We start from the raw sequence: 13074 nt of genomic DNA, 5'->3' as shown, positions 1-13074 counted from the left end.
GTGATTGAAGCAGATCGCCTGATTTCAGCAGAAATTCAACAACCTGAAGAAGAAATAATAGATAGGGCTATTCGCCCTAAATCTCTTGCCGAATATGTTGGGCAACCACAAGTTCGTGAACAGATGGAGATTTTTATTCAGGCGGCTAAATTACGTCATGATGCACTCGACCATTTGCTTATTTTTGGCCCTCCTGGATTAGGCAAAACTACATTGGCAAATATCATTGCTAATGAAATGGGGGTTAACTTGCGTACGACATCAGGCCCTGTACTTGAAAAAGCAGGAGATTTAGCCGCGATGCTAACTAACCTTGAGCCTCATGACGTACTGTTTATTGATGAAATTCATCGACTTTCCCCGGTTGTTGAAGAAATCCTTTATCCTGCGATGGAAGATTACCAGCTTGATATTATGATTGGTGAAGGGCCTGCCGCACGTTCAATTAAAATTGATCTACCGCCATTTACTTTAGTGGGAGCAACCACAAGAGCTGGCTCTTTAACATCACCTTTGCGTGACCGTTTTGGTATTGTTCAACGCCTTGAGTTTTATAATGTTGACGATCTCCAACACATTGTCTCTCGCAGCGCCAGCTTTATGGGATTAGAGATGACAGATGAAGGTGCGCGTCAAATAGCAATGCGCTCACGAGGTACACCACGTATTACTAACCGATTATTACGCCGAGTACGAGACTTTGCACAGGTTAAAGGTAATGGAGCCATCGATGAGGATACTGCCTCTAAAGCGCTTGATATGTTAAATGTGGATGCTGCGGGTTTTGACTATTTAGATCGCAAACTTCTTTTTGCCATTATTGATAAATTTATGGGTGGCCCAGTAGGATTAGATAACCTTGCGGCAGCTATTGGTGAAGAGCGTGAAACTATAGAAGATGTGTTAGAGCCTTATTTAATTCAACAAGGGTTTATTCAGCGCACACCAAGAGGCCGGGTTGCCACTAACCATGCCTATCGCCATTTTAATCGTATCGTAGAAGACTAAATTTACGTTCTGCCATTTATCATAAATAAAAAATAACCCTTGATGGAGTCATTTCATCAAGGGTTATTTTTGTATTAAATTTGGATTATTTGATTACTGTTTAGTGGGTGCAAATAAACTCAAGATAAATAGGCAACTCGCCGCTAAAACAACAGAAGGGCCTGCAGGAGTGTCATAGAAAGCAGAGAAGGTTAAACCGCCAGTAATTGCCAGCATACCAACAGCGATTGCGATCACAGCCATTTGTTCTGGTGAACGAGCAAAACGACGCGCCGTTGCGGCAGGGATAATGAGCAGTGAGGTGATAATTAATGCTCCAACAAACTTCATGGCTAAACCAATGGTTAGTGCGGTGATCATCATTAGCTTTAAGCGTTCTCTCTGAATATTTACGCCATCAACAAAGGCCATATCTTGATTAATAGTCATAGAAAGCAATGGACGCCATGAACGGATAATCACAAATAAAACAATCACAACGCCAATAAAGATACTGATAACGTCTTGATAGTTTACAGAAAGTAAATCACCAAATAGGTAAGCCATTAAATCAACGCGTACATTGGACATTAAACTAACAACCACAAGCCCTAAAGAAAGCGCACTGTGTGCCATGATCCCTAAAAGGGTATCAACAGAAAGTTGTGGTTTTAATTCTAACCATACTAATAAAATAGCTAAAAGAAGTGTGACGGCAATAACGGCATAAAAAGGCTCAATATTAAATAGCAAACCAAAAGCAACACCAAGTAGTGAGGCATGAGCTAAGGTATCACCAAAATAAGACATACGACGCCAAACGACAAAAGAGCCCAGAGGGCCTGCCGCCATTGCTAAGAGCATACCGGCAATCCAACCCGGTAACAGCAACTCAATCATGACGACACTCCTTACTATGCTGGTGATGATGACGATAAATACCTAGTTGTTCAGCACCACGACTACCAAACATAGCAATAAATTCTGGGTGAGATGAAACAACATCTGGTGTGCCTGAACAGCAAATATGACCATTTAAACAGAGCACTTCATCTGTTTTTGCCATGACTAAATGAAGATCATGAGAAACCATCAAAATGGCGCAACCTAATTCATTACGAAGTTGATTAATTAAATCATAAAGGGCCAGTTGCCCATTAACATCAACACCTTGAGTCGGTTCATCTAAGACTAAAAGTTGAGGTTGATTAAGCAAGGCTCTTGCTAATAACACGCGCTGAGATTCACCACCAGACAGTTTTTGCATGGGTTGATTGATTAATTTAGCTGCATTAACACGCTCAAGGGCAGGGAGAATATCTTTATCTTGTACACCGGGTTTTAGCGTCATAAAGCGCTTAACTGTCAATGGCATTGTAGGGTCAAGATAAAGCTTTTGAGGAACATAACCAATACGTAACGTATTATGGCGTTCTACTTTTCCTGAGGTTGGATTTAATAATCCAAGAACTAAACGGATAACCGTGGATTTACCCGCACCATTAGGGCCAAGTAAAGTAAGAATACGGCCTGCTTTTAAATCAAAAGAGATATCTTTTAAAATTTCTCTTTCACCAAAAGAAACAGAAACCGATTTTAAACAAATCAAGTCAGACATAAAATTAGCACTTGCAGAATCATTGAAACGTTATAATATAACATTTCCAATGATGATTCACGAGAATTCTTCCTATGTTACATAAAAACAACAAATTTGCGCATCGTTTTTTATTGAAATCATTTTTAGCGACAGCGATGATAAGTTCATTCAGCGCTTCTGTTCAGGCTGATGTGGTGACTTCTATACGACCTATCGGGTTTATTGCCGCCGCTATCGCTGACGGGGTGACCCCAACGGAAGTTTTATTACCGGATGGTGCATCTCCACATGATTACGCATTAAAACCCTCTGATTTGAAAAAAATTACTTCTGCAGACCTAATGGTATGGGTTGGGCCTGATATGGAAGTGTTTTTAGATAGGCCATTAAACAGACTTACAGACAATCATAAGTTGGCTTTAGCGGAAACTGACGAAATAAAGTCGCTTTTATTGAAAGATGATGATGACAATGTGCATAAACATGAGGAAAATCACGAACATCATTCTCATGGTGATTATAATATGCACATCTGGTTATCACCAGAGATTGCGTTGTCGTCTGCAAAACAGATCCATGAAAGGTTAATTGCACTTTATCCAGATAAAAAAGAACTTCTGGACGTAAACCTAGGTAAATTCAGCGAACAACTCAAGCAAACTGATAAGAATCTTGTTAATATTCTGTCGCCTGTTAGAAATAAGGGTTATTTTGTCTTTCATGATGCTTATGGCTACTTCGAAAAACATTATAATTTAAAGCCATTAGGTCATTTTACTATCAACCCTGAAATACAGCCAGGTGCGCAGAAATTACATCAAATACGAACACAGTTGGTTGAGCAAAAAGCAACCTGCATTTTTGCTGAGCCACAATTTAGGCCGACAGTAATAGAAACAGTGGCGAAAGGCACTGGGGTTAAAATGGGTGTATTAGACCCCCTAGGAAGTGGGATTGCTCTAACTCAAGAGAGCTATGTGAAATTCCTTACCCAACTAGCTAACCAATATGCGAGCTGCCTGAATGAAACACAATAAGGAATTAAGAGCGTGCAGCAGAAGAAATCCATTGCACAGGTATATTTAAGTTTACCACTCCCACATAAAATCATGCTTGGTTCGTTAACTGCAGCAACATTGGCCGTCGCGATTTGGCGGCCAGTGGTTCTTCAAAATGAACAAAGCCGAGAAGTCCCTGTCAGTATTCAAATGCCTCTCGCTAATCAAGGCGAAAATACCGATGACATCATCACTGATAGTAGCGATCAACTTACAGACGAAGGCTTAGTTGGTGCAGATGACGGCACAGATACAAGTACAACCGTCGCACAAGTTCCTCATACTTATATTGTGTCTAGTGGGGATTCATTGAGTTCAATACTGACTCAGTTTGGTATTGATTCTGCTGATATCGCAACTATCTCTAATCAAAATAAAGATCTCAGAAATCTTAAAATTGGGCAACCAATTAGCTGGGAACTTGATGATAATGGGTTACTGCAAGAATTAAGCTGGGGTGTTTCTCGTCGTGAAACTCGCGTTTATACCCGTACAGAAACGGGTTTTAAAGAAACAAAAGAGTTTCAAAAAGGGGAATGGAAAAATAGCGTAACGACAGGTGTTATTCGAGGCAGTTTTTCTGTTAGTGCAACAAATGCCGGTTTAACTAACGCTGAAGCTCGTGCTGTTACTAAAGCATTACAGTGGCAAGTAGACTTTAAAAAATTACAAAGTGGTGACCAATTTGCGGCACTGTTTTCTCGTGAAGTGCTTGATGGGCGCACTGAACAAAGTGAGCTAATTGGTGTTCGTTTACGTAGTGCAGGTAAAGATTATTATGCGTTCCTTGCTGAAGATGGCCGTTTTTACGATAGCCAAGCGGGTGGATTAGAACGTGGTTTTATGCGTTTCCCAACGGTCAAGCAATTTAGAGTGTCTTCTCAATTTAATCCTCGTCGTATTAACCCTGTTACAGGACGTTTAGCTGCTCATAAAGGTGTCGATTTTGCTATGCCAGTAGGTACACCAGTATTAGCAACAGGAGATGGCGAAGTGATTGTGGCAAAATATAGCGGTGCTGCAGGTAACTTTATCGCTATTCGCCATGGTAGCCAATACACCACGCGTTATATGCATTTACGTCAATTATTAGTAAAACCTGGCCAACGTGTTAAACGTGGCGATAGAATTGCGTTATCAGGTAATACAGGGCGTTCTACAGGGCCTCATTTACACTATGAACTGTGGATCAACCAACAAGCAGTTAATCCATTAACAGCAACATTACCTCGTGCTGATGGTTTAACAGGCAAAGACAAACAAGAATATCTAGCGAAAGTCAAAGAGATTAAGCCTCAATTAGTGCTAGCCGATTGACAATAAACACGATCTTAAAGACATAAAAGCGGATGATTGATATCATCCGTTTTTGTTTTAACGTTTTTTACGCCTATTAGGGGTGTCAGTTCAGAGAGTTATCTGATGAATAAAGAAAAAGATACAGATAGCAAAGCGGGTTATGTGCCTACTTTTCACCGTGCATATTTACATCCTCGTCATTGGGGAACTTGGATAGGTGCTGGTGTTTTAAGTGCATTGGCTTATATGCCAGTAAAATGGCGTGATCCATTTCTTGCTTCTATTGGTCGTTTTGTTGGGCGTAAAGCGAAAAGCGCAAGACGTCGTGCAGATATCAACTTGAGATACTGTTTTCCAAAATGGGATAAAACACAACGTGAAACAGTTCTTGATAGTATGTTTGAAACGGCTCCCCAATCCTTTGTGATGCTAGCAGAGCTTTGTTTAAGAGGGCCTGAGCACATATTAAAACGAACAAGCTGGCAAGGCTTAGAGATCATCGAACGTTTTAAAGAGCAAGGCCGTAATGTCATTTTTATGGTGCCACATGGTTGGGCGGTTGATATCCCTGCCATGTTATTAGCCGCCAAAGGTCAGCAAATGGCGGCGATGTTTCACCACCAAAAAGATCCCGTGGCTGATTATTTATGGAATAAAGCACGCCACCATTTTGATGGGCGATTACATTCCCGCGAAGCAGGTATTAAGCCTTTTATTTCTTCTGTGCGGCAAGGTTACTGGGGCTATTATCTACCAGATCAAGATCATGGTGCAGAGCATAGCCAATTTGTGGATTTTTTCGGTACCTATAAGGCGACATTGCCTGCGATTGGGCGATTAATGAAAGTATGCCGAGCAGCTATTGTGCCGTTGTTCCCAGTGTATTGTCATAAAACACATCAGCTTCACATTATTATTCGTGAACCAATGGATGATATTGAAGATAAAGATGATGCGTACATTGCACGCAGAATGAATGAAGAGTTAGAAGCACTAGTGACACCGACACCCGAGCAATATACGTGGATATTAAAATTACTGAAGACACGTAAAGAGGGCGAAATAGAGCCTTACGCTCGTGAGAATATTTTGGACTAGTTCTTGAACGAAAAAGAAGTAAATAAAGCGGGCACTTAATTAAGTGCCCGCTTTACTGTTAAGCTTTATAGCTCGGTATTATTCAACCGTCAAAATACGGCATGTATTAGTGCTACCGATTGTACCCATAAGGTCACCTTGAGTGACTAACACTAAATCACCAGAAACTAAGAAACCTTTATCACGTAAACGAGCAATTGCTTCGTTAGCTGCAGCAATACCATCAGTATGCGTACTACAATAAACAGGTGTCACGCCACGATAAAGTGCCGTTTGGTTTAGTGTTTTCTCATGGCGAGACATTGAGAAAATAGGTAAACCAGTACTGATACGAGACATCATGCGCGCGGTACGACCTGATTCTGTCATCGCAATAATCGCATTAACACCTTTCATATGGTTAGCGGCATACATGGTGGACATCGCAATGGCTTCTTCCACAGTATCAAACACCATATCTAAGCGATGCTTAGAAACATTAGCTGCAGGCATTTTTTCAGCCCCTAAACAGACTTGGGCCATTGAAGAGACGGTTTCTGCTGGGTATTGTCCTGCTGCAGTTTCTGCAGAAAGCATAACGGCATCAGTACCATCTAACACGGCATTAGCAACGTCCATAACTTCTGCTCGTGTTGGCATTGGATTTGTTATCATTGACTCCATCATTTGAGTAGCAGTGATAACAACACGATTAAGCTGACGAGCACGACGAATTAATTTTTTCTGTACACCAACAAGTTCAGGATCGCCAATTTCAACGCCTAAATCACCACGAGCTACCATCACAACATCTGATGCCATAATGATTTCATCGATAATTTCATCATTAGCTACTGCTTCAGCGCGCTCTACTTTAGATACAATTTGGCATTCACAACCTGCATCACGGGCTAAACGCCGAGCGAGGTGAAGATCTTCACCTGTTCTTGGAAATGAAACAGCAAGGTAATCGACACCAATTTTAGCTGCCGTAATAATATCTTGTTTATCTTTTTCTGTTAATGCATCTGCGGAAAGACCGCCACCGAGCTTGTTAATTCCTTTATTATTAGATAAAGGACCACCCACAGTGACTTCAGTAAAGACTTTTAGTCCATCAACTTTGAGAACTTTTAACTGAACGCGACCATCATCGAGCAGTAGAATATCACCAGGAACTACATCGGCAGGTAGGCCTTTATAGTCAATGCCGACTTGATTTTGATTGCCTTCGCCTTTTTCAAGGGCGGCATCAAGCAAGAATTTATCACCGACATTCAGGAAAACTTTTCCGTCTTTAAATGTAGAAACACGGATTTTAGGGCCTTGTAAATCCCCAAGAATAGCAACATGGCGACCAAGTCTTGCTGCAATTTCACGCGTACGATTAGCACGAGCAAGATGATCTTCCGCAGAACCATGAGAGAAATTTAATCGAACAACATTTGCACCAGCAATAATAATTTTTTCTAAGTTATTATCACGATCTGTTGCTGGGCCTAAGGTGGTAACAATTTTTGTTCTTCTGAGCCGTCTGGACATGTATTACTCCGTTGACCTTGAACGAAAGGTGTTGGCTATTGGATAAAACAGAAATTAGACAATATTTTATCCAATATGTTAAGTGAAACGCATCAAGCTAATTGCAACATACACTACTGTTTTCATTATATGCGAGAGTTAGCTCGCAGATATGCTACCAGTTTTCAAAAAGTTATCTAGTCAGGGGCACAATAGGAAGTGTGACAATACTAACAGAATAATTAAAAACGGTTACTTATCAAACCGTGAATCACGTAAAGCTTCTTTGACGCGCTTCAAGTTATCTCTGAATTTTGGTCCTCGACGTAAAATAAATCCTGTCGCGAGAACATCAATAATAGTGAGTTGTGCAAGGCGGGAGATCATTGGCATGTAGATATCAGTATCTTCAGGTACATCAAGTAAAATAGGGAGGGTGGCTTCAGAGGCTAAAAGTGATCCGGGTGTTGTAATAGCAATCACTGCGGCATCATTTTCACGCGCAATTTTAGCTATTTCCACGAGATTTTTAGTCCGCCCCGTATGAGAGATAACCACGACAACATCACCATCAGTGCTATTGATACAACTCATACGTTGCATAACAACGTCATCAAAGTAAGTGACAGGAATATTAAAACGAGAAAACTTATTCATGGCATCGTGAGCCACAGCGGCTGATGCGCCTAAGCCAAAAAAAGAGATTTTCTTAGCTTGCGTCAAAATATCAACAGCACGATTGATTGCGGCGATATCAATATTATTTTTAACGTTCTCAAGTCCCGCCATGGCGGATTCAAAAATTTTATTGGTATAAGAGGATACTGTATCAGAATCATCAATATTACGATTTACATAAGGTGTGCCATTGGCAATGCTTTGTGCTAATTGTAATTTAAAATCAGGAAATCCCTTGGTTGCCATGCGACGGCAAAAACGATTAACCGTGGGTTCACTGACATCAGCCGTTTTAGCCATTAAGGCAATACTAGAATGGATAACAGTTTGTGGCGCAGTTAAAACAGCTTCTGCAACTTTTTTTTCTGATTTGCTCAAGATGTCCAGATTAGACTGAACCCTTTCCAATATATTCATTAAATATACAGATCCTTGGCTTTGCCAATTTCAATAAAAGGAGAAATCTATAACGGTTTTATGAAAATATACTACGCAAAGAACAAGGCTTGCAGTGTAAACCATCGGTAAACAGGGCTTTTTTCGTTAAAGTATGACGTGTGTCTAACTTTCAAAGCTGAAAACCAGAAACAAAACTGTTGTAAAGTTACAAGAAAGGATAAAACACTAGACATAAAATGAAGCGTTACAATATGTATGGTAAGTTAGAGACTAAAATGTGCGAGCGTATTTACTGAATACACCCAAAAGAGTACATTAATACAAAATTCTGTAACAAAATTACAAAATCTCATCATGAGGAGACGTACTATGGCAGCGATATCGACTGCTCAGGCCTGTGATCTGGTTATCTTCGGTACGAAAGGGGATCTAGCACGCCGTAAGCTTATTCCATCATTATATCAATTGGAAAAAGCAGGATATATTCACCCTGACTCTCGCATTATTGGTGTAGGTCGTGCTGATTGGGATGCTGAGGCATATAAAAATGTTGCCCATGAAGCATTAAAAACCTTTTTAAAAGAAGAAATTAATCCTGAAATTTGGCAGCGTTTAAGTGATCGCTTAGATTTTTGTAATCTTGATGTCAATGAAACAGACCATTTCATTGAGCTATCAAAGCACCTCAAACAAGACAAATTACCGGCTATTTATTACTTTGCAATGCCACCAAGTACCTTTAGTGCGATGTGTAAAGGTTTAGGCCATGCAAAACTTAATAAAGAGCCAAACCGTGTTGTGATGGAAAAACCATTGGGCACAGACTTAGCATCTTCGGTTTCTATTAATGATAGTGTGGCTAAATACTTTAAAGAGAGCCAAATTTATCGTATCGACCACTATTTAGGTAAAGAAACAGTTTTAAATCTATTAGCACTGCGCTTTGCAAACTCACTGTTTGTTAATAATTGGGACAATAAAACGATTGATCATGTCCAAATTACGGTTGCAGAAGAAGTGGGTATTGAAGGGCGTTGGGGATATTTCGATCAAGCGGGTCAAATGCGTGATATGGTGCAAAACCACTTGTTGCAGATCTTAACGATGATTGCAATGTCACCACCCGCTGATTTAACCGCTGACAGTATTCGTCAAGAAAAAGTGAAAGTCTTACGTTCATTACGCCGTATTGATAACACTAATATTCGCGAAAAAACGGTTCGTGGGCAATATACAGGTGGTTTTGTACAAGGTAAAAAAGTACCAGGTTATCTTGATGAAGAGGGTGCAAATAAAGCTAGTCATACAGAAACGTTTGTTGCTATCCGTGCGGATATTGATAACTGGCGTTGGGCAGGGGTTCCCTTCTATTTAAGAACGGGTAAGCGCCTACCAAGTAAATGTTCAGAAGTTGTGGTTTATTTTAAAAAGCCTGCGCTGAATATTTTCAGTGAAACTTACCAAGAGTTACCTCAAAATAAGCTAACTATTCGTTTACAGCCAGATGAAGGTATCGATATCGAAGTGCTAAATAAAGCTCCGGGACTCGATCATAAACACCGTTTACAAACAACCAAACTGGACTTGAGCTTCTCTGAAACATTCAATCAAACACATTTAGCGGATGCTTACGAGCGCTTATTGTTAGAAGCCATGCGTGGGATCCAAGCGCTATTCGTGCGTCGTGATGAAGTGGAAGAAGCCTGGAAATGGGTAGATTCAATCATTAACGCATGGGAGTGTGATAATGAACTGCCTAAGCCATATCAAGCAGGTACTTGGGGACCAGTGGCATCTGTTGCAATGATCACCCGTGATGGTCGCTCTTGGAATGAAATTGAATAACTGATTTTGATTATCCATTCTAAAGAAAAAACACCCAGCATAGCTGGGTGTTTTTGTATCAGACAAATATCTTTAAGCATAATTACAGCAATTGAGATGAATAAAACTACTGAAGGATCGTAAAAACACTGATTAACTATGCAATCTGATTTTGGTTAGAAACTAAAACTTAAATAAAACCAATCAATTAACAAAAATATTTTGCAAAAAGGCATTGCTTTAAATAATTCGGCATGATAGAAATATCATGTAACATTTAACCATCTTATATGAGGGTTCGGAGTATATCGTGCGGATGGTCTGTGCGATGAAAGAATAAATAATCATGACTAGCGCCAAAAGCGTCAAAGTTAAACGTTCTACCTATAAGTTATTCCTTTCTGCTATTTTGTCCAGCGAACACTACTGGTGTGGCGCATTATAGAAATCTCTCATCTTAATTCCTGACGCAATCAGGAAATGACGTTGCCTTAACGTTCGGCTTTTATTGCCGCCAGAAAGACTATCTACATATTCTCTATCTTCCTGCGCAAGAAACGTTTCGGCGTATTTCAAATGTGTATGAGAGATGAAAAAATGATTTATTGGATATTTTTAGCATTAGCTATCGTTTGTGAAGTTATTGGTACTTTATCAATGAAGTACGCCAGTGTAAGTGGTGGTTATACTGGCATGATAGTGATGTGGTTAATGATTGCCACTTCCTATATCTTTTTAGCCATAGCCGTTAAGAAAGTGGCATTAGGTGTAGCGTATGCACTATGGGAAGGTATTGGAATTGTCATTATTACGACATTCAGCGTTCTGTGGTTTGGTGAATCGCTGTCACCATTAAAGTTAGGTGGTCTAGCGATGTTAATTGCAGGGATCACGCTTATCAAATCAGGTACTAAAAAATCGACTGTTGCTAAGAAAACAACTGACTCGGTAAAAAGTATCGCGGGTAAAGCCAAGCACGTTGCAAGTGCCGTAAAAGGAGCGAATAAGCCAATTTCTGCCAATATCAAGGAGGCTTAATTATGTTAGCTCAATTTGAATGGTGGCATGGTGCATTCCTAATACTTGCCGTAGTGCTTGAGATTGTTGCGAATATATTCTTAAAAATGTCTAACGGCTTTAGCCGAATGGGATTAGGAATATTATCACTGGTTTGTGTGTTAGGGGCCTTTAGTGCGCTGGCAATGGCAGTGAAAGGGATAGAACTTTCAGTTGCTTATGCACTTTGGGGAGCATTCGGCATTATTGCTACTATCGCTGCCGGTTGGATTTTATTTAATCAGAGACTCAATTATAAAGGATGGGGTGGAATTATATTATTACTGGTTGGTATGGTAATGATTAAATTTGCCTAAATCTACTTAATGCAATGAGTAATGAATAGGTAAGAGCAATAAAATTAATATCACAGTAAAATTAGAAAACAACCAAGGGCTGAGTTTTTCTGAACTCAGCCCTTTATTTTTATACCTAAAATATTATTGTTCTATTTTTTGAGTCAAAATTGTGTTTCTGATATCAGTTAAATAAAGTGAAATTAAATATATTTAATATAAAATATATTTAACTATTTTTACTTTAAAATGTGATTGCTTGAGATTATCGGAAAATGACAATGAAAATGAAATATATCGCTCTATGCTTTCCTTTATTATTAACAGCTTGTGGTGAAAAAACAGAACCTATTGGTTGTTCTTCAGAATTAACACAATCTGCTTTTAAAGATGCTTTAAAAAAAACAACACTAGAAGAAATTTCTCGACAAACAAGTAATTATTCTGATGTCACAAATCAATTAAAACGAGCAACATTAGAAGAGATTAGTTTTAATGTGTCTGAAATAATGACTAAAGCGAACGATCCTAATAGTACGATGAAGTCATGTTCTGCAATGGTGTCAATGACCATACCTGCAAATAATTATGAAATATTACATGATTATTATCGTACTGAATTCAATAGTAATCTTGATAAAACTCTTGAAACTTTATCATTAGAGCAAAACGCGAATACTTTCTCTGCGAGAATAGATTATAGTGCTCAGCCAACTGATGATAATAAAACAGTATTCGTAAATATTGCGCCAAGAAATAGTATTTCGAATGGTGCTGCTTTTGTTTCTACTCTATCTATAATAAAACCGATTAAAGAACAGCAAAGAATATTGCAACAACAGCAACAGCAAGAATTACAAAAGAAACAAGAAGAACTTCGCCAACAGCAAGAATTGAATCGTCAACAACAATTATTAGACCAACAAGCAGAGCAAGAATCACTACGCCAACAGGCGTTAGAGCAACAAGAAGTTCGTCGTCAAAGACAAGCTTTGCAAGAAGCGCAAGAAACACCAGAACTTTCACTTTCTCAAGCAAAACAAGATTTTCTTACAGCAGATGCTGAATTAAATAATAGATGGCAAAGTTTAAGTAGTGAACAAAGAAAAGCTTTATTATTAGGTCAGCGTCAGTGGATAAAAAATAAAGATCTTATTTGTGGAAAAGTCACCTCTGAAGGTGGTGATGAAAAATTAGCCAAAATATACCGTTGTCATGCCGAGACAATAAAAAATAGGATCCCTGAGTTAAAATAACATTATAAAAATAGGTTAAATCA

At 39.2% G+C, this 13074-nt stretch carries 12 protein-coding genes; 8 read left to right on the top strand and 4 right to left on the bottom strand.

The window, feature by feature from the left end; genetic code table 11:
- Positions 1 to 1008 carry a Holliday junction branch migration DNA helicase RuvB gene (gene ruvB / locus LW139_RS11320; protein WP_072068210.1) on the top strand — a complete coding sequence of 336 codons (1008 nt, stop codon included), beginning with the start codon at positions 1 to 3 and terminating at the stop codon, positions 1006 to 1008.
- A gap of 93 nt (positions 1009 to 1101) precedes the next feature.
- Here the strand turns inward: ruvB and znuB are convergent, their stop codons facing one another.
- Both znuB and znuC read right to left on the bottom strand, forming a co-directional pair.
- A complete protein-coding gene (znuB, locus tag LW139_RS11315) occupies positions 1102 to 1887 on the bottom strand; it encodes a zinc ABC transporter permease subunit ZnuB (RefSeq protein WP_166541112.1) in 786 nt (261 codons plus the stop codon).
- The gene (gene znuC / locus LW139_RS11310) at positions 1880 to 2605 is read right to left on the bottom strand and encodes a zinc ABC transporter ATP-binding protein ZnuC (RefSeq protein ID WP_109408092.1); all 726 of its coding nucleotides are present in this window, start codon (positions 2603 to 2605) and stop codon (positions 1880 to 1882) included. The genes znuB and znuC overlap by 8 nt, the downstream gene beginning before the upstream one ends.
- A gap of 74 nt (positions 2606 to 2679) precedes the next feature.
- Here znuC and znuA point away from each other — a divergent pair, with 74 nt between their 5' ends.
- The 3 genes from znuA to lpxM all read left to right on the top strand — a co-directional run bounded on the left by znuA (position 2680) and on the right by lpxM (position 6042).
- Entirely contained in the window at positions 2680 to 3624 is a 945-nt protein-coding gene (gene znuA / locus LW139_RS11305; RefSeq protein ID WP_166541113.1) for a zinc ABC transporter substrate-binding protein ZnuA, read from the top strand.
- 12 nt (positions 3625 to 3636) lie between these two features.
- The gene (gene mepM, locus LW139_RS11300) at positions 3637 to 4962 is read left to right on the top strand and encodes a murein DD-endopeptidase MepM (RefSeq protein ID WP_109408094.1); all 1326 of its coding nucleotides are present in this window, start codon (positions 3637 to 3639) and stop codon (positions 4960 to 4962) included.
- 105 nt (positions 4963 to 5067) lie between these two features.
- Positions 5068 to 6042 (top strand): lauroyl-Kdo(2)-lipid IV(A) myristoyltransferase, encoded by a 975-nt coding sequence (lpxM, locus tag LW139_RS11295; RefSeq protein ID WP_109408095.1) that lies wholly within the window; start codon positions 5068 to 5070, stop codon positions 6040 to 6042.
- Positions 6043 to 6120: 78 nt separating this feature from the next.
- Here the strand turns inward: lpxM and pyk are convergent, their stop codons facing one another.
- Both pyk and LW139_RS11285 read right to left on the bottom strand, forming a co-directional pair.
- Complete coding sequence (gene pyk, locus LW139_RS11290) at positions 6121 to 7563, bottom strand: pyruvate kinase (RefSeq protein WP_227335344.1); 1443 nt, start codon at positions 7561 to 7563, stop codon at positions 6121 to 6123.
- Between the two features lie 231 nt (positions 7564 to 7794).
- Entirely contained in the window at positions 7795 to 8637 is an 843-nt protein-coding gene (locus LW139_RS11285; RefSeq protein ID WP_109408097.1) for a MurR/RpiR family transcriptional regulator, read from the bottom strand.
- 351 nt (positions 8638 to 8988) lie between these two features.
- On the opposite strand from LW139_RS11285, the gene zwf reads away from it, so the two are divergent.
- The 4 genes from zwf (at position 8989) to LW139_RS11265 (ending at position 13051) form a co-directional block, all read left to right on the top strand.
- Positions 8989 to 10464 carry a glucose-6-phosphate dehydrogenase gene (gene zwf, locus LW139_RS11280; protein WP_166541114.1) on the top strand — a complete coding sequence of 492 codons (1476 nt, stop codon included), beginning with the start codon at positions 8989 to 8991 and terminating at the stop codon, positions 10462 to 10464.
- Positions 10465 to 11040: 576 nt separating this feature from the next.
- A complete protein-coding gene (gene mdtJ / locus LW139_RS11275; RefSeq protein ID WP_247851215.1) occupies positions 11041 to 11481 on the top strand; it encodes a multidrug/spermidine efflux SMR transporter subunit MdtJ in 441 nt (146 codons plus the stop codon).
- A gap of 2 nt (positions 11482 to 11483) precedes the next feature.
- Positions 11484 to 11816 (top strand): multidrug/spermidine efflux SMR transporter subunit MdtI, encoded by a 333-nt coding sequence (mdtI, locus tag LW139_RS11270; RefSeq protein WP_006536614.1) that lies wholly within the window; start codon positions 11484 to 11486, stop codon positions 11814 to 11816.
- A gap of 260 nt (positions 11817 to 12076) precedes the next feature.
- Positions 12077 to 13051 (top strand): lysozyme inhibitor LprI family protein, encoded by a 975-nt coding sequence (locus LW139_RS11265; RefSeq protein WP_166541115.1) that lies wholly within the window; start codon positions 12077 to 12079, stop codon positions 13049 to 13051.
- Positions 13052 to 13074: the final 23 nt, after the last annotated feature.

The sequence above is a fragment of the Proteus vulgaris genome (assembly GCF_023100685.1).
GTDB lineage: Bacteria > Pseudomonadota > Gammaproteobacteria > Enterobacterales > Enterobacteriaceae > Proteus.
This window is presented reverse-complemented; position numbering and strand designations above follow the sequence as displayed.

What these genes read in the sequence shown, in the direction of transcription:
- znuB (WP_166541112.1), bottom strand. Translation starts at nt 1,887, where the DNA reads ATGATTGAGTTGCTGTTACCGGGTTGGATTGCCGGTATGCTCTTAGCA.
- znuC (WP_109408092.1), bottom strand. Translation starts at nt 2,605, where the DNA reads ATGTCTGACTTGATTTGTTTAAAATCGGTTTCTGTTTCTTTTGGTGAA.
- znuA (WP_166541113.1), top strand. Translation starts at nt 2,680, where the DNA reads ATGTTACATAAAAACAACAAATTTGCGCATCGTTTTTTATTGAAATCA.
- lpxM (WP_109408095.1), top strand. Translation starts at nt 5,068, where the DNA reads ATGAATAAAGAAAAAGATACAGATAGCAAAGCGGGTTATGTGCCTACT.
- pyk (WP_227335344.1), bottom strand. Translation starts at nt 7,563, where the DNA reads ATGTCCAGACGGCTCAGAAGAACAAAAATTGTTACCACCTTAGGCCCA.
- LW139_RS11285 (WP_109408097.1), bottom strand. Translation starts at nt 8,637, where the DNA reads ATGAATATATTGGAAAGGGTTCAGTCTAATCTGGACATCTTGAGCAAA.
- zwf (WP_166541114.1), top strand. Translation starts at nt 8,989, where the DNA reads ATGGCAGCGATATCGACTGCTCAGGCCTGTGATCTGGTTATCTTCGGT.
- mdtJ (WP_247851215.1), top strand. Translation starts at nt 11,041, where the DNA reads ATGATTTATTGGATATTTTTAGCATTAGCTATCGTTTGTGAAGTTATT.
- mdtI (WP_006536614.1), top strand. Translation starts at nt 11,484, where the DNA reads ATGTTAGCTCAATTTGAATGGTGGCATGGTGCATTCCTAATACTTGCC.
- LW139_RS11265 (WP_166541115.1), top strand. Translation starts at nt 12,077, where the DNA reads ATGAAAATGAAATATATCGCTCTATGCTTTCCTTTATTATTAACAGCT.